This window comes from Leptodesmis sp. (assembly GCF_052746595.1).
Genome location: NZ_JBRAGO010000071.1, coordinates 1 through 23446, shown reverse-complemented (window position 1 = coordinate 23446; position 23446 = coordinate 1). Strand labels below are relative to the sequence as shown.

Genomic DNA, 23446 nt, shown 5'->3' with positions numbered 1-23446 from the left:
ACTGCGACGGATTTAGGTAGGCACTGTAGCGGCCCAAGATCCCTATGTGGAAGCCCTCAATTATGATCAGTGTTTTATGCGGGATTTTGTGCTCTGTGCATTACTGTTTTTGATCAAAGGTCAGAGTGAGATTGTCCGTAATTTTTTAATTGAAACTCTGGCTTTACAGAGTAGCGATAAGCAGATGGATTGCTTCAATGCTGGACAGGGATTGATGCCCGCTAGCTTTAAAGTGAAGCATCAGGATGGGGAACAGTTTTTAATTGCCGATTTTGGGGAACACGCGATCGGGCGGGTTACTCCAGTCGATTCCTGTCTCTGGTGGCTGATTCTGCTACGGGCTTATGTTCGGGCGACGGGGGATATCGATCTGGCCCACCGACCGGAATTTCAGCAGGGGATGATGTTGATTCTGAAACTGTGTCTGGCTGATCGCTTTGATATGTACCCCACGCTACTGGTTCCTGATGGTGCCTTTATGATCGATCGCCGCATGGGCGTGTATGGGCATCCCTTAGAAATTCAAGCCTTATTTTATAACGTCGCCTCAGTGAGGATGAGTGGGCTGAATACTACGATGGCAGAAATGGTCGCCTGGTAGGAAAGGCCTGTCGCAAATTCCAGACCTAGACGATCGCAGGCTACCTCCTGGCCCGCGAATTCCTCGAACATCCGGATAAACTTTCCCTCCTTAGCTTTGACAAAGACCCGGAGATGCTGGAATGGCTATGCTATTTTCGCGAGGGTTGATACTTTCTGCAAAGTTCCGCACCGGAGAGCAGACCCAGCGAGTACTGGACATCCAACCAGTTTCCGGGGGGCTAGTAAGATGAGTAAGATGCGTCGGAATTCATATGTGAACCTTCTAAAACTAGAAGGATAAAGACACTTTTGTAGTAGTTTGGTTTATGGTGAACGACTCCAGACAGCGGCAGTGATTGCAGTTTAGCGCGAGGAACGGCTAGTTTAGGAACAATTTCAGAGCCCTATCTGTCCTGGGAAGAGTAACAGATGTGTTCCATGCTTTCCGACACAATCTGCTAAAGTCGAAGTAAATCAAGCTTCACAAAATTATTATTTTGTGACCGTTTTTTGTTGGGTAAACAGTCTATGCTATTGAGATTACCTGTGCGACGAGTTGTTTCCGGTCTAGCGATCGCAACTTGCTTAGTCGGCACTGTTCCCCTGGTGAGTTTTGCCCAAAGTGGATTACCAGGTTTAACGCTGTTCGGTGGAGTGAAAGGTGAGGACAACCTCAATTACCGACTGGATTTTGGCGGCAAAGCAAACGGCTGGGATCGCTATCGACTGAGAATTCCAGCCAGCAAGATGAAATTGGCTGTAGCACAGTTCACCATCTCATACCCGGACTACTTCAGAGGCTCTTTTGATCCCAAGGAGATTGAGCTAATCGTACAGGGGAAGCCTGTCAAGATTGAAGAAGCCAAGTGGAACAAGGACAACAACTTAATCGAGATTTTTCCTGCCGAACCAGTTCCAGCTAACAGCAGAGTGGAAATCCAGCTCAGTAATGTCAGAAACCCCAGTACTGGCGGAATGTTTTACTTCAATTGCCAGATTGTATCACCGGGGGATGTGCCGCTCTTGCGTTACCTGGGAACCTGGGTAATTCAAATTTCCTAGGCAGGGGTGGTTTTTGCCACGATAGATAGACGCAACTTACCCCTATATAAAAATATTTCTTGAAAATCACAGTCTCAACAATGCTAAAATTGTAAACTGTGTTTTTGACATATTTGGGAAGCTTCGGAGATATCAACCATGACTCAGCGCACTTTGGGCGGTACCCGCCGCAAACGGAAGAGAACTTCGGGGTTTCGTGCCCGGATGCGAACCAAGAATGGCCAACGGGTGCTTAAAGCTCGGAGAAGAAAGGGGCGGGCGCGGTTGGCGGTTGCCTAAAGTAAAACTGTAACGGGCAACGAATGGAGTGGGACTACCAAAGGCTCATCGGCTGAAATGTCGGCAAGACTTTAGTCAGGTCTATCAGCAAGGAAAACGGTTTAAAACTGCTCATCTGACATTACGAGTGCTGCGACGATCGCCCTCCCCCTCCTTGGCATCCAGTTCTCAACCGTTACCAACCCGCATTGGTTTCTCGATTAGTCTGAAAGTAGATAAACGGGCAGTGGTTCGCAATCGCATTCGACGACGTCTCCAGGCAATTGTGCGGCAACTATTGCCCTTCATGGGTGGAAGCTGGGATTTACTGGTTATTGTTCATCCTCAGGCCACTCAGTGCGATTACTTACAATTTCTGCAAGAATTAGAGCAGTTGCTAGTAGACGCTGAGGTGCTTCATGGCTATCAAAGAGGATGTGTTCTATGACGGCGGTCCCCATATTGGCGACCTGATCATTGGAATTTTGTTAGGGTTTACTGTCATCTGCATTCCTTTGACCATTGGTGCGATCGTCCGGGCACTCTGGTTGCGCTACCGGATCACAAACCGCCGCATTTCTGTTACAGGAGGCTGGATGGGACGCGATCGCTCTGATATCGTCTACTCAGAAATTGCTAAAGTGGTTACGGTACCTCGTGGGTTGGGAAGCTGGGGTGACATGGTAATCACTTTAAAGGACGATAGCCGCTTGGAACTGCGGGCTATTCCTAAGTTTCGCGAGATTTACAGCTACATCAACGAAAAGTTGTCACCAGCGGCCCAAGCAAAAAGTGGTGGACTGGGTGGTCAGCGTTAAGGACAGGGGTGAAAACCGCACTTGTCGGCCACTGAACCCCAACAGGTATGCTGTGAGGATAATTGAGATCGGCTGCGGCTGAACTTAAGCCATTAGTTAATACACTCAGAAAACGAGGTCAGGATAGAGCGAATGGACTTTGGTATTGGGTTTCTTTCAAACAATGTAATGCTGCCAATCCTGGATTTTTTCTACGGGATTGTGCCTAGCTATGGTCTGGCGATCGTGGCACTAACGCTGGTCATTCGCTTTGCGCTCTATCCTCTGAGTGCTGGCTCTATCCGGAATATGCGGCGCATGAAGGTGGTGCAGCCTGTCATGCAGAAGCGGCAGCAAGAAATTCGCGAACGGTATAAAAATGATCCGGCCAAACAGCAAGAAGAAATGGCCAAGGTCATGCAGGAACTGGGAAATCCCCTGGCAGGTTGTTTTCCTCTGTTGCTACAAATGCCTGTTCTGTTTGCCCTGTTTGCCACCCTGCGGGGATCGCCTTTTTCAGATGTTCCTTACAACATCAGTTTCCAGATCCTACCGAAAGAGCAAATTGAACAGATTCAACCCCAGCCATACATCTCCAGTCCGCAAAATATCTTTATTGCTGACGGTGTGCATGCCCCAATTACGGCAGTCGCTCCTGGTGGTACGAAGTTAGCTGTAGGCGAAACCGCAAAAGTTGAGTTTCAGACTACGGATGGGAAATCACTGCAAACTCTACTGGCAGAACATCCAGAAGAAGCCGACAAGTTAGTTCCCCACTTTGAAGTAGTGAAGGGAGCCGAGCAAGTCAAAATTAATGACGATGGGACAATTCAGGCTCTCCAACCGGGAGATGTGACGATCAAGGCCGTGATCCCTGGTCTGGCCGCTGATAAAGGCTTTTTGTTCATTGACAAGCTGGGACGAGTGGGCGCGATCGACCCGGATGGTACCCTGCACTGGGACATCATCGGCATGATCATCTTCTTCGGAGTCAGCATCTATGTGAACCAGTTGCTGTCGGGCCAGGGGTCTTCCGGTAATCCCAATCAGGACACGGTGAATAAAATTACTCCAGTGATTTTCTCTGGAATGTTTCTGTTTTTCCCCTTGCCGGCTGGCGTGTTGATGTATATGTTGATCGCCAACATCTTCCAGACGCTGCAGACCTTCATCCTCTCACGGGAACCTTTACCCGAGGAAGTGATGAAGTTGGTGGAAGCCGAGGAGAAAGCGGCGGCCCGAAAAGACGGTTCAGATGCCTTACCTTTTGAACCAGGCAAAGCAAAGAAGGAACCTGTTGCGGCTAAAAAGGATACGCCTGTTCCTGTAAAAAAAGATGCAGAGCTAGCTAAGAAAGAACTGGCACAGGCCAAGAAAGACTCGACGATAGTGACAAGGAAAGAGCCAACTTCAACACAGAAGGCGCAATCCACTCCCACTCAAAAGGAGCCAACTCAGGTCAAGAAAGACTCGACTCCGACTAAAAAAGAGCCAACCCAGGCGAAGAAGCCAGCAACTCCACCGAAAAAGAATCCTGGCTAGGCCAAGAAAAAGCCCCAGGGCTAGTCTGTCAATCTATGAAAGGCACGTTTTGGCAATGGCAGTGGTAAAACGGGGAAGGAGTGAACTGATATGAATCGAGAGCAACGAGGTCAGCAGTGGTTACAGCAGTTACTAGACTTGGCAGGAGTTTCTACTCAGGTGAAAACTCAGGCCAGCCCCGCTTCCTGGGAGGGAAGTTGCTGGCTTGTCATTGATGACTCGAGCCTGACCCCAGAACAGATTCAACAGTTAACTGGCCCCAACGGCTCTGTGTTGGATTCCATCCAATACCTGGCCAATACTACCCTCAACTTGGGAGTTTCGGCAGAAGAACAGGGAGCCTACACGGTTGATCTGGCAGGCTATCGAGAGCGTCGTCATGCGGAACTGCAGGCGATCGCTCAGGAGGCAGCGGAACAAGCGCGAGAAACTCATCGGGAAATTGAACTCAAGTCCTTATCCGCTGCAGAACGGCGACAAGTGCATACCATATTAAAAGAACATCCAGACCTGGAAACCTACAGCCGTGGACAAGAACCCGATCGTCGCCTGGTAGTGCGGCTGTTACGGGAGGAAGAAGCGGAAGAAGTATAACCTTTACTATCCAGGTTGAGAGGAGGAACTCATGGCTATCGAACCAACTTATATTCCTCGTCTGACGCGAGCACCAGAGCAAACTGAAGTTGTTCAAATTGACGAACCGATTCCGGGGTTAGAGACTCTCACTCCAGTACAGGGTTGGGTGCGGGTAAAGCACCAGGGCAATTACCTGGAAATCGATGCCAAAGTAGAAACAATTATTACCTTCACCTGCGATCGCTGTTTGCAGCGATATAATCACAAACTTTCCATCGCTCCTTCTGAATTGATCTGGTTGGATGAAGCGGCGGATGATCTGGATCCGATTGTTCTGGATCGAGAAATTGACTCTGAAGATCTGGTGGAAAGACTCTCTCCGACAGGCTACTTTGATTCGGGTGAATGGCTGTACGAGCAACTGTGTCTGGAAATTCCCCAACGCAAACTCTGTGATGCCCAGTGTCCCGGAATTCCTCTGCCAGAATCAGAACAATCCTCTAAGTCTGGGGGCGATCGGCGCTGGGCTGGCCTGGAGTCCTTAAAGGATCAACTGTTTAGTCAGAATTGATGTATTCTGGCTTAACAATTTATTTCCCAATGCTGCTGGCATGACGACTCCATCCGACGAATCCAGTACCCAACTTCTCTTAACCCAGCTAGCCCAATCCTCTAGTCAACAAAATCATAAGTCAGGTACCCTTGTTGACCAAGTAGGCCGACTGGCTCAATCATCGAATGAGCAAAATCAAAGCTTGGATACTTTGATTGACCAGATAGCTCAGTCATCCAGTCAACAGAATCAGAAGCTTGATACCTTGAACGCTCGGGTGAGCCAGTTGGCTCAGTCGTCCAATCAGCATAATTACAAATTAGACACTTTAATTGATCAAGTGGGGCATTTAACTGAAGGGTTGGTGGTAATGTGACTGATGATTCACCACCAAATAGAAGCAACGAGGCAACAGGCAGAATCCATTCAGGAACAGATAAATGGGCAGGCAGAAGTTGCCAGGCAGTAGGCAGATAACATCAAACAACAGGCTGAAATTTTCCAGAACCCAACTGAGGTCGTTGAAATTCAGGCTGACAGCATCTCTCAACTCCTGGTTTTCGTAGAGCGACGGGGGTAAAAGTACGGAAGCAGGCGAAAGAAGGGAGAATGGGGGAAGATTGATGGCGATCGCTGTCGATTCTGAGTTGTTCATTCCAATTTACGTTCTATGAGCTTCAGTGAAGAGTTTGAGTTACTGCTGCGGGCACGGTATCCGCTGATTTATATCCCCACTCAAGAAGAAGAACGGGTCGAAGGGGCGATCGCCCAGTCTGGCAAACAGCAGGGGAATCGGGCGATTTATATCTGGGATTTTGTCGATGGCTACCACGGCAACCCCAATGACGAAGGCTTTGGCAAACGGAATCCGTTGCAGGCTCTGGAGTTTATTGAGAAATTGCCTGCCGGTGCTCCAGCTATTTTTGTGTTGCGGGATTTTCATCGCTTTTTGGAAGATGTCTCTGTTGCCCGGAAACTACGCAACCTGGCCCGATCGCTGAAATCCCAACCCAAGAACATTGTGATCGTATCACCCCAGATTGCTATTCCCGAAGACCTGAGCGAAGTGCTGACCGTTGTGGAGTTTCCGCTACCGCAAGGAAGTGAAATCCAGGCCGAGATTGAACGGTTCCTGAACACTACCAATCAGTCGATGGAAGTCCGTGCGCTAGATGAACTCGTGCGTTCCTGCCAGGGACTGTCTCTTGAACGCATCCGACGGGTACTAGCACGGGCGATCGCTACTCATGGAGAACTACGGCCTGAAGATGTGGATCTGATTCTGGAAGAAAAGCGGCAGACGATCCGGCAAACTCAGATTCTGGACTTTTATCCCACCGAAACGAACATTTCTGATATTGGTGGATTGGATAATTTGAAAGATTGGCTACTGCGTCGAGGCGGAGCTTTTTCTGAGCGGGCGCGGCAGTATGGTTTGCCCCATCCGCGCGGACTCTTACTGGTGGGGATTCAGGGGACCGGAAAATCTCTGACGGCGAAGGCGATCGCGCACCACTGGCATCTGCCTCTTTTACGCCTGGATGTGGGTCGCCTGTTTGCCGGATTGGTTGGTGAATCGGAATCCCGTACCCGGCAAATGATTCAACTTGCTGAAGCACTCGCCCCCTGTGTGCTGTGGATTGATGAAATTGACAAAGCTTTTTCCGGGATGGATAGTCGGGGGGATGCCGGAACCAGCAATCGGGTATTTGGTACTTTCATTACCTGGTTAGCCGAGAAGACGACTCCAGTATTTGTGGTCGCCACGGCCAACAATATTCAATCCCTGCCTCCCGAAATGCTGCGGAAGGGCCGCTTTGATGAAATCTTTTTTGTAGGCTTGCCGACTCAGGATGAACGTAAAGCGATTTTCGCTGTTCATCTGGAACGGCTGCGGCCCCACACATTAAAATCCTATGATATCGATCGCCTGGCTTACGAAACACCGGATTTTTCAGGGGCCGAAATTGAGCAAACCCTGGTCGAAGCCATGCACATTGGCTTCAGTCAGAATCGGGACTTCACCACAGATGACATTTTAGAAGCAGCCAGCCAGGTAATTCCGCTTGCCCGTACCGCCCAGGAGCAAATCAAATTTCTTCAGGATTGGGCGGCTTCCGGTAAGGCTCGTCTGGCTTCCAAGTACAGTCCCCTCAGTACGCGGATTCAGCAGCAAATTCAGCAATCCGACTGATTTTATCCAAACTTACCTTTATGACTTTAGCTAGATGAGAAGACCGTTTCTCCACCGTTACTGTGGAATGCGAGTCCAATGAAAGGACGCATAAACGCAGCACCATGGAGAATAGTTATGAACAATCTGATTTCTGGAGCGATCGCCAGTATTGCTTCTTTGGTTAAACTTTTTCGCCTGAAACAAACTTTAATTGTAGTTTTTTCAGGATTGCTTCTATTTACCAGCACGGCTTGTGCAGGCAGTTCTATGGCCAGTGAAGCTAGAGTTAACAGCGGCACCAGTCCTTATGACAAAACTACTGGCCTACAACGGGAACTGTACGCCCCAACTCAGCAATCCTGCTGCTGATTGAGTCTTATGCAAGAGTTCCAATGAGTATTGAGAGAATCCACTCATAAATTCCTTAACTCAATTGCTAATCTAACACCAAAAATCCTACAAACTATCGTAGTGATATGTATTGTAACTGTTGAGAGCACTCACTTTATCAGGTCAGAATGATATGTCTAAATTGTATTTTCTCAGTTTCCTAATTTAGTTTTATTAGTGTATATCAGTGAGGTTTTTATATTTTAGGAAAAATTAGCTTGATAATTTTGCTGGTGAGTGTTGCTTTGCCTGAGGGGTAATTGCTCTACAGCATTCCGATTGAAGGCATTCCCCATCATCCAAGCCTGCCTTGGAATCGGTTTTCCTTCCAGCCTGTATTGATCGCCTAGATCTGGTGGTATACCCGTTATCCAGAAACTCAGACGGTCACTGAAACGATCGCCTGCCTGCGTCTTAATCTGTAGAACACCAAAGCTAAACCAGATTCAGCTAGCCAAAAAAATCCCTGACATTTCTGCCAGGGATTGAATCAGGGTGCATCTTACCATTCACTTATTCCTATCCCTCAGCAATCTATCCGAAAAACTGAAATGAAGTTCTTGTAAAGATCTCGTTACTTTAATGAAGCACCTAATCTCCAATTCCTGATTCCTCATCCCTATGTTTCCCCTAACTCCTCAAGCAGTAGATGGAGAGCCGCTTTCATTTCAGTTGGAGACGTTGTACTGGTACCAAATTGACGCACCACAATACTAGCTGCCAGATTGCCCAATACCGCAGCTTCCCAGGGCGAGGCTCCCACAATTAAGCCCAGGGTGAGGGCTGCCACTACAGTATCTCCTGCGCCTGTTACATCAAACACATCGGTGCGGTTAAAGGCAGGAATGTGGTAAGCACTGCCATCAGAATGGATTAGGCTCATCCCTTCTCCACCGCGAGTAATAAGAACCTGTTGGGCTTGTGTGGCTTGAATCAGATCCTTGCCACCCTGACTAATGAGGGGCAGGTCAGTGCCATCTCCCAGGGGATAGCCAACCGCTTGTTCAGCTTCAGGCAGATTGGGGGTGAAGATAGTAGCTCCCCGATAGCGCTGTAACTGCTTTTGGGCATCAACGACGCTGAGAGGATGGGATAGAGCCGCTGCAATTACAGGGGCAGAGAGGGTGCCATCTCCATAATCAGAACAAACGACTGCATCCACTTGGTCCAAGTTTTGCCGAATGTAGTCGGCCAGTTGATCTTGCAAGACTTGAGACGGTAGCTGATCGGATTTGCGATCAACCCGGACAATTTGCTGCGTGACTGACTGTCGGGCATGACCGGAGATACGGGTTTTTGTCACTGTGGGGCGATCGCCATCGAGCAGCATCCCCTCAGTATTAATTCCTGCTGTCTCAAAAATGTGGCGTAATGCCTTTCCCTGCTCATCTTTCCCAACGATGCCAGCCGCCTTCACCTGTGCCCCCAACTTCGCTAAGTTGTACACCGCATTGGCTCCCCCTCCAGCTACCTGGCGGGTGTGCTCATGGCGAATGATCAGCACTGGAGCTTCCCGGGAAAGACGTTCTACCTGTCCTGTAAGAAACTCATCCAGGCACAAGTCTCCGATCACTAATACCCGAGGTTGATGAAACTGGTCTAGTAGATGTACCAGCCGATCAGCTGCAGCCAATAATTTTGTGGTAAAGGTTGAATCAAACGTCATAGAGGGCATGGTAACTCAAGCAATTTACTGGGAATATTAAATCCGAGCCACTGACTAAAGCGGTAACGGATAGAATAAACAATACTTGGTGCAAAGTTAATCCAAAGAGCATCTACTGGATCAAGTTATCTGATGCAACGCTTTAATTTGGTAGTAGGTGCGCCTGCCGTAGCGAACTGAAAGATCGTCAAAAATGGGCCTTAGGTCTTGAATTGTCCTGTTTGCACCCTGATCTCACTAAAATCTTTTAGTGAACTTCCCTTCAGCGATCGCTTAATCCAGGTAATACCGCTCACATGACACATTTCCGCAGAAGATTTGCCAGGTTGTTGAGCACCGGCCATCGATTTTCAGGATTTATTCTGAAACATCCTGCCTTAATTAGCAGCCTATTAGTTGCTGGTTTGGTAGTAGGAGTCAGGCAGGCGGGTGGACTGCAACCCTGGGAGCTATTGACCTACGATGAGATGCTGCGGTTACGCCCAGCACAAGACCCTGATCCTCGGCTCCTGGTTGTTACAGTGACCGAACAAGATATTCAAGAGCAACAACGGTGGCCCCTGTCAGATCAGGTTATTGCTCGCTTACTGGAACGGTTGCAGCAATACCGTCCCCGCACGATCGGCCTGGGTATTTATCGCGATATTTCCCATCCCCCAGGGCAATCCGACTTACTCAAACAACTGCAGGCTCCTAACTTAATTGCTATCAGACTGCTAGGGGATGCAGCTAAAGATGGAGTGCCAGCACCACCGGGAATGGCCCCAGATCGGGTTGGGTTTAGCGATATTGTGCTGGATCCCGATGCTGTCGTTCGGCGTAATTTTCTGTTTGCCACTTCTGAAGGAAAACGTTTTTATTCATTCTCCCTGCGGCTTAGCCTGCACTACCTTGCAGATCAACATCTGACAGTTACTCCCATTGCTCAAAAAGCCTTACAGATTGGGGAACGGGTCTTTCCAACCTTAGACAGTCATGCTGGTGGCTATCAGACTCTGGACGATCGCGGCTACCAGATTATGCTGAATTACCGCTCTGGCAAGGCAGCAGCACGGCAGGTAACTTTAGGAGATGTCCTGCATGGGCGGATAGACCCCGCCTGGGTAAAGGATAAGCTGGTATTGATTGGCACCACCGCCCCCAGTGTGAAAGACCTGTTTGTCACTCCCTTTAGTCTTTCCGATGATAAAAACCCGGAGATGGGGGGAGTTCTGGTTCATGCTCAGAAAGTGAGCCAAATTTTAGGAATACTCTTAGATGGCCAATCGGTCATTTGGTACTGGCCGCAGCCCATCGAAATTGCCTGGATCTGGATTTGGGCGTTGCTGGGAGGGATCTTGGGCTGGCGATTGCGACATCCTGCCTGGTTGGGATTATCGGTAGCGATAGGCGGTATCAGTTTATTCGGGATTTGCCTGGGAATCTTTCTTTTACAGGCAGGTTGGATTTCCTTTGTGGCTCCTATGAGTGCGTTTATCGGCTCCAGTATTGCCATTCTGGCCTATCGTCTGCTTTATAACGCTCTGCATGATGAGTTAACGGGCTTGCCCAATCGGACTTTATTCATCAATCAGGTGCAGTGGGCCATCAATCGTGGGAGACAGTTAAATCTACTAAAGCAAAAACAGCTAGGCTGTGCCCCATCCTGGGCTGTTTTGTCTTTAGGACTGGATAGCTTCAAAGCAATCAATGACAGCTTTGGGCCACATCGAGCCGATGAACTGTTGATTGCGATCGCTAAACGGCTAAAATCAGGCCTCAAGTCTGGAGATCATTTGGCCAGGGTAGGAGGCGATGAATTTGCCATTCTGCTGCCTCAAATCCGGGATATAGACGAAGTGGCTCATTTAGCAGACTACTTGCAAAAGCAGATTAAACAACCCTTCGTTTTGCAGGGACAGGAGGTATTCACCAGTACCAGTGTAGGCATTGTCCTGAACGAACTAGACCGTTACCTGCAACCAGAAGATGTGTTGCGGGATGCCCAGACGGCCATGAATCAGGCCAAAGCTTCTGGAAAAGCACGGTATCAGGTATTTATGCCAGGAATGCGGGTGCAGGTGATGACTCGCCTGCAGTTGGAAACGGATTTACGACGGGCGATCGAGCGGCAGGAATTTCAATTGCATTATCAGCCCGTGGTTTCGTTACTAACTGGCAAAATAGCGGGATTTGAAGCCTTACTTCGCTGGCAGAACCCCCAACGGGGATTTGTGCATCCCATGGAATTCATCTCCGTTGCCGAAGAAACAGACTTAATTATTCCTATTGGTCAGTGGGTGATTGAGGAAGCCTGCCGTCAGATGCAAATCTGGCAGCATCGCTTTCCTCAACTCGCTCCACTGGTGGTCAGTGTGAATCTTTCCAGTAAGCAATTTGCTCAGGCTAATTTGGTGGAGCAGATTGAGCAGACCCTGCGGCAGACGGGCTTAAACGGCCACAATTTGAAGTTGGAGATTACTGAAAGTATTGCGATGACCGATGTAGAAACGACGATCGCCCTGTTAATGCGGCTCAAAGCCTTAGATCTGCAACTTAGCATTGATGACTTTGGCACAGGCTATTCCTCCCTCAGTTACCTGCATCGTTTCCCCACCGATACGATCAAAGTGGATCGCTCTTTCGTCAGCCGTATGGGATCGGAAGATAAAGATAGTCACATTGTCCAAACCGTAATTATGCTGGGGCATAACCTGGGAATGGACATTGTTGCTGAAGGAGTCGAAACGACCGAACAACTGGCTCAGCTCCGGACTTTAAAATGTGAATATGGTCAGGGGTATCTTTTCTCGAAACCTCTGCCTAGTGAGGCGATCGAACAATTACTGACAATGGATCCCCAGTGGTAAATGGTGCGAGTGCTGAGAATTGAGCGTGAACTTTTTCCCAGCACCCGATTCCCAGTACCTTTAAAGTATGCTGGTACAAATGCCACAGCAAACAACTAGCTGATATCGACTCTGCCACCATACTTCGCTTCAAAGTAGCTGTTGCCGCCTACTTGAGTTGGCGCAGCCTCGATGACGATATTGATGATTCTTTGAGTTCCTGTGAAGAAGAAATTAACCGCGATCGCACTTGCTGTAGCAGCAGGTACGCCAAAGATGATCACAGTCGGAGAATAATTAGGCCCTGGATCGGAGAAGGCAATATTGGCTACCTAGGGATCTCCTGTGAACTCAATTTTGCTAATCCGTTGAGTATTGGTCGTGTAGGTAAAAGACATGATGCTGTCCTGTAAGTAAGTTAACGTTCATGCAATGGATTGGCATCCCGACTAATGATAAGCTTCAGATTCAAAATAATGATCTACTTCTTGTTAAGAGCCTATTAACCTGACATGAATTTACTGTCTCAAAATTTTCATTTGAAAAATTGAGCCAAATGAGTACTCCTGATTAGAGAACTTCGGCACAGCTTTTTGACCTGCATCAGGTCAATGAAAACCGAAAGGGAAATTGTTGCCAGGTCAATAGGTTCATCTTTAGAAGCCTGTGCCAATCGACTAGCCATTCTAGTTCATTTTTCTGTTAGTGAGCTATAACTTCTTTATAAGAAAGAAACCATTTGTAAATAGACCTGGAAACAGGGATAAAGCAAAAGTTGATCTAAATGTGGAAAGTATTAATGCTACTCTACGTACTTCTGTCGGCACTCACTGGTAATAAACTACACCTTGTTTGGATAACTCCTCCCAGGTTTGCCGAGCAAGTCCGGCATTTCTGCCAAAGCTAGCATAGGTGACTGTCACTGCACTGAGATTGGTATCACTCAATGATGCTTCATACAAATCAGCGTTACTTAAGTCGGCTGCAAATAAATCAGCACCATTCAAATTAGCTTGCACTAGACTGGCATGCCGCAAATAGGCATAACTCAGTCTGGCATCGCATAAACTAGCTCGATCTAACCGGGCACCGTTCAACACGGCCCGATCTAAGTTCGCATGATTGAGGATCGCATTGGTTAAATTAGCTTCTGTGAGATCTGTAAAATTCATACTGCTGTGAGTTAAAATAGCCCCTCTCAAATCAGCCCCTGTCAAGTCTGCTTTATCGAGTTGGGCACTGGTCAAGTCGGCATTCACTAAACAGGCTCTCGTCAGTTGAGCGTTTGATAAATCGGCATGGGCAAAGTTAGCACCTGCTAAATTCGCGGCTGTGAAGTCTACCCCTGCCAGTTGGGCTTTATGAAAGTTCTGACCGCTCAAGTTCTGGCGAGAAAAATCGTTGGAGGAATCTACCATGACTGTTCCTGGCCTTTTATCCAGGACAAAAAATCTTGATTGAACTGGCTCAGGGATAGGAGGTGAAGGTCGGGATCCTGTTCTGCTAATAATCGTTCCCCCGAGGTATTATATCCCCAGTCTGCTAGAAATAAAGCCACCTCTGCCAACTCAGGATGCTGTTGAATGGCCTGCAAGGTTTTGAGTCGATCTTCAACAAACCAGAAAGTAGCGGTGGGAAAAATTTGAATTAGTTCTTTCAGAATATTTGCTTTACTGTGCTTCACTTCCTTCCCCAAAATTTGCAGATCGGTCAGATCGATCCCCTCCTGTTGCAAGAGTTGCTGGATAAAGCGGCCTTCTTTGGTACTGATGATGACGACGTGAGTATCGGTTTGCAGAATACCCTTGAGGCGATCGCTAACCCCCGGATAAAACCGATGTTCTGCTAACCAACTGTTCAAATCATCAGCAATCCAGCGATCGCGCAGGCCATCCACTTCTGCCATCAGCATCCCTGGATCCAGGTTATATTGAGAAACCAGGCGTTTGGCGATCGCGGGCCAGTCTGCCAACAATTCCGTTTCCGCCAAGCCATCCATAACCGCCTTTAGCACTAATGGCATTTCCCAGCCTGTTTCCACGACAGGCCGCAAGCGATAAAAGGATTCAGCTAAGCCAGGGGGGGGCATTTTCTCAGACGGTTGCCAGAGATTGCAATAGGCCATCCAGGCAGTTTTGAAGTACTCTTTGAGACCATCACAGAGCACGCCATCAAAATCAAGGGCCAGAACAGAGGGGGGAGTCATTGGCATAGATGCTACCCATGAGGTATGCTGCACCTTCAAGGTATCTCAAGAATTTTCTGACGAATCGTACTTGATTGTTGTGTTCTTCCTGTTACCAGAATTGTAACAAGTTCCCCATTTTACTTTCGAGCAAGCCATACTGACGGACAACCTGATTGGTATGGCTTTCCTGCTCTATGTTTCGTGATGCCCGATTGTACCAGATGCTGTTTCTGTCCCTGTTTGTCGTCCTGGGAATCGCCACACGGGACTGGACTTTGCATCCTGGAATCATCCTGGTTGCGATCGCCACCTGCCTGATCACTCAAGGGGCTGCTCTAGTCGTGAGTTCTCAGTTTCCAATTCTCAGTTCTCAGTTCGATCCGGCTACTCCAACCACAGCAATCTCTGCCACGCCTGACTCCCCCACCCCTGCACCCCTGCACCTCTGCATCCACCCCTCCTTCCCCAGTGCCCTGATTACGGCTCTTGGCCTCAGTCTGCTCCTGCGTACCGACCACTGCAGCACAATGATGGTTGCCGCGATCGCAGCGATCGGCAGCAAATTTCTGCTTCGCTTCTGGGGTAAACATATCTTTAATCCTGCGAATTTCGGCATTGTTGCGGCGATCGCCCTGACTCACGATGCCTGGGTATCGCCCGGTCAGTGGGGGGAAGGAAGCTGGTACATCCTGCTATTTCTGGCCACCGGGGGACTGGTTTTGCAAAAAGTAGGCCGCTGGGATACCACCGTCACCTTCCTGGGATCCTATGCCTGCCTGGAAGCATTACGAAATCTCTGGTTGGGTTGGACGTGGGATGTCTGGCTGCATCGGCTGACCAGTGGTTCCCTGCTCCTGTTTGCTCTGTTTATGATTACAGATCCTCGAACTATTCCCAATGCCCGCACCAGTCGGATCCTCTGGGCGGCTGCGATCGCCCTGCTCACCTTTATCCTGCGTAACGTCTTCTTCCTGCCTACCGCCGTTTTCTGGGCACTCTTCGCCCTCTCCCCCCTGAGTATTCTGCTGGATTTGCTCTGGGACGCGCCCCGATTTGAGTGGAAAGCCAGGGAGTTATAAGAGTTAAGAGTTAAGAGTTAAGAGTTTTAAGTTTTGAGTTAGTTGTTCCTCTCACCCTCTCGTCATCCTGGCATCTCCTTCCCCTCTACTCCTCCACCCCTCCACCCCTCTACCCACCTACCATGAAACTTCTCCGTATCCTCCTCATTTCCCTCCTGATCCTGTCTGCCAGCCTATTTGTGGCCTCTGGAGCTTGGGCGTTTTGCGGGTTCTATGTAGCGAAGGCGGATGCCAGGTTGTATAACCAGGCCTCTCAAGTGGCGATCGCTCGCAGTGGCAACAAAACGGTGCTGACGATGGCGAATGATTATCAGGGTGAGGTGCAGGATTTTGCGATCGTGGTGCCCGTACCTGTGGTGTTGAAAAAAGAGCAGGTAGAAGTCGGCAAGCCAACCATTTTGGAACGATTGGATGCCTTTAGCGCACCTCGTCTGGTGGAATACTTTGATCCCGATCCCTGTACGCCTCCAGTTTATGAACGAATGAGGCCCGCCGTCCCCACTATGTCTGCTGGAGCCAGGAAGGACGAAGCTGCACGATCGCAAAATCTGGGTGTGACGATCGAGGAGAAATTTACGGTTGGGGAGTACGACATTCTCATCCTGAGTGCGAAGGAGTCGGGGGGACTGGAAACCTGGCTGCGGCGGAATGGCTACCGGCTTCCTCAAGGGGCACGGCAACTTCTGCGGCCCTACATTCGGCAACAGATGAAGTTTTTTGTGGCTAAGGTGAACCTGAATGAGTTTGAGAAGTCGGGCTATCAGAACCTGCGTCCAATTCGGATGACCTATGAGTCGCCCCGGTTCATGTTGCCGATCCGGTTGGGGATGGTGAATGCTCAGAAAGAGCAGGATTTAATTGTGTATATTCTCTCGCCGGAAGGTCAGGCGGAAGTGACCAATTACCGGACAGTGAAAGTGCCGTCGGGCAATGAAATTCCTACCTTCGTGAAGGAGGAATTCAAAGACTTTTATAAGTCCATGTTTCAGACCAGCTACGATCGCGAAGGCCGCAATGTGGTGTTTCTAGAATATGCCTGGGACATGGCTAACTGCGATCCCTGTTCAGCCACGCCCCTGAACCGCGAGGAACTGAAAGAGGCTGGGGTGTTCTGGTTGGATCACCCTGAAAGGATGCCTTCTGCTCCGTCGTCCGGTCGTTCGATCCCCCGTCCTTTTCCGATCGCTCCCTCCAGCGGCGTGTTTATTACCCGTTTGCATGTCCGCTATACCCGCGACAAGTTTCCTGAAGATTTAATGTTTCAAACTACTACCAATCGGGAATTGTTCCAGGGACGGTATGTGATACGACATCCATTTACTGGAGACACAAGCTGTTCCGCAGGCAAGCAATATCGGCGATCGCTGTCTCGTCGATTTGAACAAGAAGCCCAAACTCTGGCTCGCCTGACAGGGTGGGATATTCAAACGATTCGCCGCAAACTGCCTAAGATTCAAGCTCAAGCTTTAACCTGGTGGGAATGGGTTTGGTTTACCCTCTCCCCTTCATCTCCACTATCCTAAAGAAAGGAATGAGGAACTCATTATGGTTTCAGGTTGGCGGGTAGGATCAATCTTCGGTATCCCGGTGTTTATCGATCGATCCTGGTTTTTAATTCTGCTACTGATTGCAGTCCCGATGGGTGGAGAATGGAGCGTACGCTACCCCCAATGGGGATCCGGGCTAGCCTATCTTGCTGCACTGGGAACGGTAATGCTGTTCTTCCTCTCTGTGTTGTTGCATGAGTTAGGACACAGTCTAGTGGCGCTGGCCCAGGGCATTAAGGTCAGTTCCATTACTCTGTTCATGTTTGGGGGCGTTGCCTCCATTGATCAGGAATCAAAAACTCCAGGACAGGCGTTTCAAGTGGCGATCGCTGGCCCCAGCGTCAGTTTAGGACTATCTTTCCTGTTCACTTTTCTGACGACGGTGATTCCCCAGGAAACGCCCCTTCATATCGGGGTTAGCTACTTGGCCTGGACAAATCTGGTCTTAGCAATTTTTAACCTCTTACCAGGTCTGCCCCTGGATGGAGGACAGATTCTAAAAGCAGGAATCTGGAAGTTAACGGGTAGCCGCTTTAAGGGAGTTCGATGGGCCGCTAAAGCGGGGAATCTGGTCGGTTGGACGTTGGTCGCGTTGGGAGTTCTGGTGGTCTTTAGATCCGGGAGTTTCAGTGGGTTGTGGGTGGCCCTGGTGGGCTGGTTTATTATCCAGAATGCCAGTAGCTACAATCGCATCACCGAATTGCAGGAAGCCTTGCTGGAACTGAAAGCGGGGGATGCGATGACCCGCGAGTTTCGGGTGGTAGATGCTCACATGAGTTTACGACAGTTTGCCGATGATTACTTACTGGGAACCTCTCGGCCTGAAGTGTTCTTTGCAGCGTCAGAAGGCCGTTATCGCGGCTTAGTAGCAGATGATGACTTGAATTCTGTGGAGCGCAGTGAGTGGGAAACCGAGCCCTTGTTCCGCATTATCCATCCGCTGAATACGATTCCCACCGTGGAGGAAGCAACGCCTTTAGTGAAGGTGATTCAGCAAATGGAAACCGAGCAGCTGCGACGCATGACGGTTTTATCTCCGGCGGGTGCAGTTGCCGGAGTGATTGATCGCGGGGATATTGTCCGGGCACTGGCGCATAAATTGAACATGACTGTCTCCGACTCTGTGATTAAGCAAATTAAGGAGGAAGGAGTCTATCCCATGGGCTTTCAATTGGGCGCGATCGCGCAATCGGCCATTGAAGCCACTGCTTCCTCTCGCTAAGGAATGAGAATTAGAGGGAGAATTCACTCCCATCCATTTTTTTCACTTGATTAGACCGCGATCGCTTTCGTAACCTGAATCACTTGAAAGTGCCAAGATTGCTACAATCGTGTGGCTTTACACTTGCAACTACTCTGAGGAAGGTGAAGCTAGGAGTCGTTTTAGAACCTAGTGCGACTGCCGATCTAGTTGGCTTTTGTAGGGGATTAATTCTTCTGGCTAAGAATGGTGCGCAACTCCGAATCCGATAAAGGCTGATGCTGCAACTCCACCCCAAAACAGTGTTTTACTGCTGCCACTAGAGCTTCCATGATCATGGACTCTTCCTCGTGCCCTGTGCCTCGTATCCTGTGCCATTTTTCACCTGAAAACCCTGTTCCAAATACGTGCTGAAATAAGTCCGGGTCAGGGTTGAGTTGCATGGAACCGTGTTGCAGGACGGTGGATCCCCGGCGGAGTTGAGCGCTGCCGATTAATTTTTTCCCCTCTGCCGTGACCAAATCAGCAGCGGTTGCAGTGCCAAAACAGTTGGGATTGTGAATGTAACCCCGTCCTGCATGACCGTAATGCAGCTCGACTCCCAGCGATCGCCAGCCCCCAATCAAAAACTCACAAATCTTCTGATAGCTCTGCATCCGGTTGGGGGGCAAGCCAGACATCACCACGGAGTAAGTCAGGTCGCCCTGATGCAAGACCGCCCTTCCTCCTGTTGGTCGCCTTACCAGATCCACGGAATTTCCCTGCCAGATCAAATTCTGCCAGTGAGGAGGATACTGTCGCTGATGATAGCCCAGCGAAATGGCCACGGGTTGCCAGGTATAAAACCGCAGAGTGGGTGGATGTAATCCCTGGCTATGTTGCTCAAACAACCAGGCATCGATGGCCATCTGCACCCAGCCCGGTGCCTCCAGTAGAGGAATGAAACGCCAAACTTTGCCGGAGGAGTTAAGAGTTGAAAGTTGAGAGTGAACAACTGCAGATTCGCCAGAGGAGTTAAGAGTTGAGAGTTGAGAGTGAACAGTTGCAGGTTCATCTACAGTCAATTCATAATTCATAACTCTTAACTCTTAACTTTTAACTCCCCTCCCTTATCCTCCAAATTTCTGCTGTAAAGGCTCATCGCTTTCGTCAGCGATCGTGGCGACCAGGGTGATGGCCCGCGAGATTTCGCCAGGGGACAGGTCCGCCAGCGATCGACTGGTCACCACCACCACCTCATTGTTTACGATGGCAAACCGGGCCTCCATCGTACTCGTCCAATTTTGTTCCAGTAATTGACGAGCGAGTTTGGAGTCGTCCTTTGTGGGGAGCTTGAGCACGGTAGACCAGACGGTCAATGTGTCTTCCTCCGATAGACCAGTCAATTGCACAAATACCTCAACGGTGCCGTATTTGAACTTCCATAAATGGGCAGTTCCATCACGGTGCACCATTGCTGTGTTATTGCTCTCCAGACTGGTAATCACAGTCTCAATCACTTCTAGGAGATTGCTGGCAGCAATCCTATCCACCGCTTGAGCGGTTAATTCGTCATTGGGGAGTGACTGAACCATAACAGTTTGAGTAATTGCACCCCTAAATCTTAGCGCTAATCTGGGAACCCAGCCTACGATTAATAGTGAGTGTCATAGGTGACAGTCGTAGCGGCAGACCACCCGGAAATAAAGAATTCCACCCGGAACTTGCTAAATTCCAGCAAATCCCCATCGCATAAGAACCTCTGTTCTAACGGGGTGAGGCGGGAACGATTGACGAATGTGCCATTGCTACTGCCCAAATCCCGGATATGAAAACCTTCGCCTGGTTGATGGCTAATGACAGCATGACAACGAGAAACGGCTTTATCCAGAATCGCGATCGCGCAATTATGACTACGCCCAACGATCCAACTGGTCGTATTTCCTGGTACACAGCTTGTCGCAACATGGGGCAGGTTAGTAGTGAGAAATGCTCTACGACCCGTAGCGACGGCCTGAATGTAGTATTGGCTAACTCCGCAACGCTTCGGTGCCTCTAGAATCGGTTGGATAATGGTGGCAACCTCAGAAATATTAGGCCCAAGTTCTGCCATCAACGTTTCCGAAATGGCTGGATTTTCCTCAAGAAAGGTTAAAGTACGTTGGTCAAATCGACCAGAAGACTTTAGATTCAGCATGAGTATTTGGCTAGAAAACTAGACCTATCGCAGCAAAAAAATTAAGGTGTTGAGCTTGAAACCCCTGATGAATGCTGATGCACTTAGTTCTGTTGGCCTGATGGTTAATACCCCAATCCCGGTATCCCTCTCAAGGGTGAATCAGTGTAACTACGTAGACTAAACACTAGCTTTCGGTTGGGTGACAACCGGGTCATGGGAACTCTTTGTATAACCTTTACATCAATGGGGGCATTGACAAAAGGTTTTTAAATTCTCGTGAAGAAGAACTTGATGTGTGCTTTGAGGGTTTTCCTACCATCTACCCCGGACTCCAGACCCAGACCCAGTTGGGGCAGGAGCAGGGGTGGCTGCAGAGGTATCCGGTAGAACCGCATTGGGCGTAGCGGTGTCCGGAGAGGGAGATGCGGTAGTAGACATAAACACACTGGCCCCCGAATTAATGGTTTGCGAATCCTGAGGCCCACCGCCGAATATATCAGGCCACCAACCTGAAGAACTGGCATAGCGAAGGCCGATCACGCTCAGAATTAGCCCTAAAATACCAGGAAACCACAACCAGGCCCATCTCCTGTTATTCCTCTTTGCCATCCCCACCCCTCTAATTCTGCGTCAACAGATATATAGATATGCTTTGCCCTCTCCGTAAAGACGTTGTGCAAAACGTCTCTACCATCCCTCTACCCTTCCGCCGTCCACACCACCTGATCTCCCTGTCCCCAAAAGCCATCGTATTTAGTCACTTTCAGATCACCTAAAACTTTTACCTGACAGGATAATCGCCGATTTTGCCCCAGTGTATGGGGTGGCAGGGACAGGCGCGTTTTTTCCCGCAACCCCATTTCTGAAACCGCCCCTTCAACAGCAACTGCACAGGTGCCACAGGTGCCAAAGCCGTGGCAGTTAATTGTATTGGCCCCGCCGTTGTAAACCCGCACCCCGTTTTTCAGCAAAACCTGACGAAGGTTAGCCCCAGTTTCACAGACAAAGGTTTTTCCTTGAGCTTGGATGGTTGGCATATTGAACTTCCTGAATAACTGTTAAGGAATCCTTTTATGATTCCAGCATTTATCCTTAGTGATACCTCAGTTTTTTTAAAATAAGTTTCTGGTTGCTATTTTTTCTGCTTATACCTGCATGACTTCAGAGACAACCCATCAGATCTGGATTTATGACACCACCCTGCGAGACGGTGCCCAACGGGAAGGATTAACTCTCTCGATCGAAGACAAAGTTCGGATTGCCCGCCAGCTCGATCGCCTGGGAATTTCTTTTATTGAGGGAGGGTGGCCGGGAGCCAACCCCAAAGATGTGCAGTTTTTCTGGCAACTTCACGAAGCACCGCTGACCCAGGCCGAATTAGTTGCATTTTGTTCCACACGCAGGCCCGGCATTACAGCAGCGGATGACCCGATGCTACAGCCCATTCTGTCGGCAGGAACCCGGTGGGTGACGATTTTTGGTAAATCCTGGGATTTACACGTCACTGAGGGTCTAAAAACTACGCTGGATGAAAATCTGGCCATGATCCAGGACACGATCGCTTATTTGCGAACCAATGGACGGCGGGTAATTTACGATGCGGAACACTGGTTTGATGGGTATCTGCACCACCGGGAGTATGCTCTAGAGACGTTAAAAGTAGCGATCGCGGCGGGGGCAGAATGGCTAGTCTTCTGTGACACTAACGGCGGCACCCTCCCCCATGAAATCAGCCGGATTATTGGTGAAGTTAAGGTATGGCATACTGCAGCATGGGGTGACACACCTTTACAGATGGGAATCCATGCTCATAACGATTCCGATACAGCGGTGGCAAATTCGCTGGCCGCGGTCATGCAGGGAGTGCAAATGGTGCAGGGAACAATCAACGGCTATGGAGAACGGTGTGGCAATGCCAACCTGTGTTCGATCATCCCCAACCTGCAAGCCAAACTGGGATTTTCCTGTCTGTCGCCAACTCAATTAGCGAATCTTACGGAAACCAGTCGCTTTGTCAGTGAAGTGGTAAATCTGGCTCCCAATGACCATGCTCCCTTTGTCGGCCTCTCGGCCTTTGCTCATAAGGGCGGTATTCATGTCAGTGCCGTCGAACGCAATCCGCTTACTTACGAACACATTGCGCCGGAAGTCGTTGGTAATTCTCGTCGGATTGTCATTTCAGATCAGGCGGGACTGAGCAATATCCTGGCTAAAGCCCGTAGCTTTGGGGTGGAGCTAGATAAACAGGATCCGGCTTGCCGTCAGATCCTGCAACATCTTAAAACATTGGAAAGTGAAGGATATCAGTTTGAAGCTGCCGAAGCCAGTTTTGAGTTGCTACTGCGGGAGGTTTTAGGTCAACGGCAGTTGCCTTTTGAGGTGAAAGGTTTTCAGGTGCATTACGATATGGTCGCAGGAAACAATTTACTGTGTACCACGTCTCTGGCTACTGTAAAACTGGCAGTTGATGGGCAGGATATTTTGGAAGCGGCTGAAGGAAATGGTCCAGTTGCGGCTCTGGATGCGGCTCTACGAAAAGCCTTAATCAATTTCTATCCTGAGATTGCAGCCTTCTACTTAACCGACTATAAAGTGCGAATTTTAGATGGAGCCGCTGGCACCTCTGCCAAAACTCGCGTTCTCATTGAATCCAGCAATGGGCAGCAACGCTGGACGACGGTTGGAGTTTCCGGCAATATCCTGGAAGCGTCCTATCATGCGGTAGTGGAAGGACTGGAGTATGGGCTGCTGTTACGGCAACAGACCCCAACGGTTCTGGTTTCTTCCTGACTTTTTAACTATTGAGGGGTTGGGGGAGCTATAAGTCCCGCGCTGTATGCGAA

25 protein-coding genes and 1 pseudogene are annotated in these 23446 nt (G+C 49.3%); 16 read left to right on the top strand and 10 right to left on the bottom strand.

Annotation, left to right across the window (positions count from 1 at the left end; genetic code table 11):
* Nucleotides 1–76: 76 nt before the first annotated feature.
* From ACUVQO_RS15670 to ACUVQO_RS15630, 9 genes and pseudogenes are all read left to right on the top strand, one after another.
* Nucleotides 77–601 carry a glycoside hydrolase 100 family protein gene (locus ACUVQO_RS15670; RefSeq protein WP_445926784.1) on the top strand — a complete coding sequence of 175 codons (525 nt, stop codon included), beginning with the start codon at nt 77–79 and terminating at the stop codon, nt 599–601.
* Nucleotides 581–630, top strand: a pseudogene (locus tag ACUVQO_RS15665) (hypothetical protein); the annotation flags it as partial. The gene ACUVQO_RS15670 and the pseudogene ACUVQO_RS15665, both read left to right, overlap by 21 nt.
* Before the next feature lie 498 nt (nt 631–1128).
* Nucleotides 1129–1644 (top strand): DUF2808 domain-containing protein, encoded by a 516-nt coding sequence (locus tag ACUVQO_RS15660; RefSeq protein ID WP_445926783.1) that lies wholly within the window; start codon nt 1129–1131, stop codon nt 1642–1644.
* Between the two features lie 138 nt (nt 1645–1782).
* Entirely contained in the window at nt 1783–1923 is a 141-nt protein-coding gene (gene rpmH / locus ACUVQO_RS15655) for a 50S ribosomal protein L34 (protein WP_233748526.1), read from the top strand.
* 28 nt (nt 1924–1951) lie between these two features.
* The gene (rnpA, locus tag ACUVQO_RS15650; protein ID WP_445926782.1) at nt 1952–2350 is read left to right on the top strand and encodes a ribonuclease P protein component; all 399 of its coding nucleotides are present in this window, start codon (nt 1952–1954) and stop codon (nt 2348–2350) included.
* The gene (locus ACUVQO_RS15645) at nt 2322–2720 is read left to right on the top strand and encodes a PH domain-containing protein (RefSeq protein ID WP_445926781.1); all 399 of its coding nucleotides are present in this window, start codon (nt 2322–2324) and stop codon (nt 2718–2720) included. The genes rnpA and ACUVQO_RS15645 overlap by 29 nt, the downstream gene beginning before the upstream one ends.
* A 132-nt stretch (nt 2721–2852) precedes the next feature.
* Complete coding sequence (yidC, locus tag ACUVQO_RS15640; RefSeq protein WP_445926780.1) at nt 2853–4241, top strand: membrane protein insertase YidC; 1389 nt, start codon at nt 2853–2855, stop codon at nt 4239–4241.
* 90 nt (nt 4242–4331) lie between these two features.
* Complete coding sequence (locus ACUVQO_RS15635) at nt 4332–4835, top strand: Jag family protein (protein ID WP_445926779.1); 504 nt, start codon at nt 4332–4334, stop codon at nt 4833–4835.
* 31 nt (nt 4836–4866) lie between these two features.
* On the top strand, nt 4867–5388 hold the full coding sequence (locus ACUVQO_RS15630; protein ID WP_445926778.1) for a YceD family protein: 522 nt from the start codon (nt 4867–4869) through the stop codon (nt 5386–5388).
* A gap of 331 nt (nt 5389–5719) precedes the next feature.
* On the opposite strand, the gene ACUVQO_RS15625 is transcribed toward ACUVQO_RS15630, so the two are convergent.
* Nucleotides 5720–6025, bottom strand: coding sequence for a hypothetical protein (locus tag ACUVQO_RS15625; RefSeq protein WP_445926777.1), 306 nt, complete (start codon nt 6023–6025; stop codon nt 5720–5722).
* Between the two features lie 15 nt (nt 6026–6040).
* On the opposite strand from ACUVQO_RS15625, the gene ACUVQO_RS15620 reads away from it, so the two are divergent.
* Complete coding sequence (locus ACUVQO_RS15620; RefSeq protein ID WP_445926776.1) at nt 6041–7564, top strand: AAA family ATPase; 1524 nt, start codon at nt 6041–6043, stop codon at nt 7562–7564.
* A gap of 117 nt (nt 7565–7681) precedes the next feature.
* On the top strand, nt 7682–7915 hold the full coding sequence (locus tag ACUVQO_RS15615) for a hypothetical protein (protein ID WP_445926775.1): 234 nt from the start codon (nt 7682–7684) through the stop codon (nt 7913–7915).
* Between the two features lie 640 nt (nt 7916–8555).
* Here the strand turns inward: ACUVQO_RS15615 and ACUVQO_RS15610 are convergent.
* Nucleotides 8556–9602, bottom strand: coding sequence for a bifunctional heptose 7-phosphate kinase/heptose 1-phosphate adenyltransferase (locus ACUVQO_RS15610; RefSeq protein WP_445926774.1), 1047 nt, complete (start codon nt 9600–9602; stop codon nt 8556–8558).
* 329 nt (nt 9603–9931) lie between these two features.
* Here ACUVQO_RS15610 and ACUVQO_RS15605 point away from each other — a divergent pair, with 329 nt between their 5' ends.
* The gene (locus tag ACUVQO_RS15605; protein ID WP_445926773.1) at nt 9932–12451 is read left to right on the top strand and encodes a putative bifunctional diguanylate cyclase/phosphodiesterase; all 2520 of its coding nucleotides are present in this window, start codon (nt 9932–9934) and stop codon (nt 12449–12451) included.
* 95 nt (nt 12452–12546) lie between these two features.
* Here ACUVQO_RS15605 and ACUVQO_RS15600 read toward each other — a convergent pair whose 3' ends face one another.
* The 3 genes from ACUVQO_RS15600 to ACUVQO_RS15590 all read right to left on the bottom strand — a co-directional run bounded on the left by ACUVQO_RS15600 (nt 12547) and on the right by ACUVQO_RS15590 (nt 14642).
* Nucleotides 12547–12714, bottom strand: a complete 168-nt coding sequence (locus ACUVQO_RS15600) for a hypothetical protein (protein ID WP_445926772.1) — start codon at nt 12712–12714, stop codon at nt 12547–12549.
* A 543-nt stretch (nt 12715–13257) separates the two neighbouring features.
* Nucleotides 13258–13848 carry a pentapeptide repeat-containing protein gene (locus ACUVQO_RS15595; protein ID WP_445926771.1) on the bottom strand — a complete coding sequence of 197 codons (591 nt, stop codon included), beginning with the start codon at nt 13846–13848 and terminating at the stop codon, nt 13258–13260.
* Nucleotides 13842–14642 (bottom strand): HAD family hydrolase, encoded by an 801-nt coding sequence (locus tag ACUVQO_RS15590; protein WP_445926770.1) that lies wholly within the window; start codon nt 14640–14642, stop codon nt 13842–13844. Before ACUVQO_RS15590 ends, ACUVQO_RS15595 begins: the two co-directional genes overlap by 7 nt.
* A gap of 170 nt (nt 14643–14812) precedes the next feature.
* Between ACUVQO_RS15590 and ACUVQO_RS15585 the strand changes: the two genes are divergently transcribed.
* From ACUVQO_RS15585 to ACUVQO_RS15575, 3 genes are all read left to right on the top strand, one after another.
* The gene (locus ACUVQO_RS15585; protein ID WP_445926769.1) at nt 14813–15697 is read left to right on the top strand and encodes an RnfABCDGE type electron transport complex subunit D; all 885 of its coding nucleotides are present in this window, start codon (nt 14813–14815) and stop codon (nt 15695–15697) included.
* A 122-nt stretch (nt 15698–15819) separates the two neighbouring features.
* A complete protein-coding gene (locus ACUVQO_RS15580) occupies nt 15820–17220 on the top strand; it encodes a DUF2330 domain-containing protein (protein ID WP_445926768.1) in 1401 nt (466 codons plus the stop codon).
* Nucleotides 17221–17242: 22 nt separating this feature from the next.
* Entirely contained in the window at nt 17243–18466 is a 1224-nt protein-coding gene (locus ACUVQO_RS15575; protein WP_445926767.1) for a site-2 protease family protein, read from the top strand.
* A 206-nt stretch (nt 18467–18672) separates the two neighbouring features.
* On the opposite strand, the gene ACUVQO_RS15570 is transcribed toward ACUVQO_RS15575, so the two are convergent.
* The 5 genes from ACUVQO_RS15570 to ACUVQO_RS15550 form a co-directional block, all read right to left on the bottom strand.
* On the bottom strand, nt 18673–19521 hold the full coding sequence (locus ACUVQO_RS15570) for a lipoate--protein ligase family protein (RefSeq protein ID WP_445926766.1): 849 nt from the start codon (nt 19519–19521) through the stop codon (nt 18673–18675).
* Between the two features lie 33 nt (nt 19522–19554).
* The gene (locus ACUVQO_RS15565; RefSeq protein ID WP_445926765.1) at nt 19555–20019 is read right to left on the bottom strand and encodes a YbjN domain-containing protein; all 465 of its coding nucleotides are present in this window, start codon (nt 20017–20019) and stop codon (nt 19555–19557) included.
* A gap of 59 nt (nt 20020–20078) precedes the next feature.
* Nucleotides 20079–20537: an FHA domain-containing protein gene (locus ACUVQO_RS15560; RefSeq protein WP_445926764.1), complete on the bottom strand. Its 459-nt coding sequence runs from the start codon at nt 20535–20537 to the stop codon at nt 20079–20081.
* Between the two features lie 378 nt (nt 20538–20915).
* Nucleotides 20916–21212, bottom strand: a complete 297-nt coding sequence (locus tag ACUVQO_RS15555) for a hypothetical protein (RefSeq protein ID WP_445926763.1) — start codon at nt 21210–21212, stop codon at nt 20916–20918.
* An 89-nt stretch (nt 21213–21301) separates the two neighbouring features.
* Complete coding sequence (locus ACUVQO_RS15550) at nt 21302–21640, bottom strand: 2Fe-2S iron-sulfur cluster-binding protein (protein WP_445926762.1); 339 nt, start codon at nt 21638–21640, stop codon at nt 21302–21304.
* Nucleotides 21641–21758: 118 nt separating this feature from the next.
* On the opposite strand from ACUVQO_RS15550, the gene cimA reads away from it, so the two are divergent.
* Nucleotides 21759–23393, top strand: a complete 1635-nt coding sequence (gene cimA / locus ACUVQO_RS15545; protein ID WP_445926761.1) for a citramalate synthase — start codon at nt 21759–21761, stop codon at nt 23391–23393.
* Nucleotides 23394–23446: the final 53 nt, after the last annotated feature.

Coding starts and splice junctions, on each gene's coding strand:
- rpmH (WP_233748526.1), top strand. CDS start 1,783: ATGACTCAGCGCACTTTGGGCGGTACCCGCCGCAAACGGAAGAGAACT.
- yidC (WP_445926780.1), top strand. CDS start 2,853: ATGGACTTTGGTATTGGGTTTCTTTCAAACAATGTAATGCTGCCAATC.
- ACUVQO_RS15570 (WP_445926766.1), bottom strand. CDS start 19,521: ATGAATTATGAATTGACTGTAGATGAACCTGCAACTGTTCACTCTCAA.
- cimA (WP_445926761.1), top strand. CDS start 21,759: ATGACTTCAGAGACAACCCATCAGATCTGGATTTATGACACCACCCTG.
- ACUVQO_RS15620 (WP_445926776.1), top strand. CDS start 6,041: ATGAGCTTCAGTGAAGAGTTTGAGTTACTGCTGCGGGCACGGTATCCG.
- ACUVQO_RS15630 (WP_445926778.1), top strand. CDS start 4,867: ATGGCTATCGAACCAACTTATATTCCTCGTCTGACGCGAGCACCAGAG.
- ACUVQO_RS15550 (WP_445926762.1), bottom strand. CDS start 21,640: ATGCCAACCATCCAAGCTCAAGGAAAAACCTTTGTCTGTGAAACTGGG.
- ACUVQO_RS15645 (WP_445926781.1), top strand. CDS start 2,322: ATGGCTATCAAAGAGGATGTGTTCTATGACGGCGGTCCCCATATTGGC.
- ACUVQO_RS15625 (WP_445926777.1), bottom strand. CDS start 6,025: ATGAACAACTCAGAATCGACAGCGATCGCCATCAATCTTCCCCCATTC.
- ACUVQO_RS15585 (WP_445926769.1), top strand. CDS start 14,813: ATGTTTCGTGATGCCCGATTGTACCAGATGCTGTTTCTGTCCCTGTTT.
- ACUVQO_RS15580 (WP_445926768.1), top strand. CDS start 15,820: ATGAAACTTCTCCGTATCCTCCTCATTTCCCTCCTGATCCTGTCTGCC.
- ACUVQO_RS15670 (WP_445926784.1), top strand. CDS start 77: ATGCGGGATTTTGTGCTCTGTGCATTACTGTTTTTGATCAAAGGTCAG.
- ACUVQO_RS15590 (WP_445926770.1), bottom strand. CDS start 14,642: ATGCCAATGACTCCCCCCTCTGTTCTGGCCCTTGATTTTGATGGCGTG.
- ACUVQO_RS15615 (WP_445926775.1), top strand. CDS start 7,682: ATGAACAATCTGATTTCTGGAGCGATCGCCAGTATTGCTTCTTTGGTT.
- ACUVQO_RS15575 (WP_445926767.1), top strand. CDS start 17,243: ATGGTTTCAGGTTGGCGGGTAGGATCAATCTTCGGTATCCCGGTGTTT.
- ACUVQO_RS15560 (WP_445926764.1), bottom strand. CDS start 20,537: ATGGCAGAACTTGGGCCTAATATTTCTGAGGTTGCCACCATTATCCAA.
- ACUVQO_RS15555 (WP_445926763.1), bottom strand. CDS start 21,212: ATGGCAAAGAGGAATAACAGGAGATGGGCCTGGTTGTGGTTTCCTGGT.
- ACUVQO_RS15610 (WP_445926774.1), bottom strand. CDS start 9,602: ATGACGTTTGATTCAACCTTTACCACAAAATTATTGGCTGCAGCTGAT.
- ACUVQO_RS15635 (WP_445926779.1), top strand. CDS start 4,332: ATGAATCGAGAGCAACGAGGTCAGCAGTGGTTACAGCAGTTACTAGAC.
- ACUVQO_RS15565 (WP_445926765.1), bottom strand. CDS start 20,019: ATGGTTCAGTCACTCCCCAATGACGAATTAACCGCTCAAGCGGTGGAT.
- ACUVQO_RS15595 (WP_445926771.1), bottom strand. CDS start 13,848: ATGGTAGATTCCTCCAACGATTTTTCTCGCCAGAACTTGAGCGGTCAG.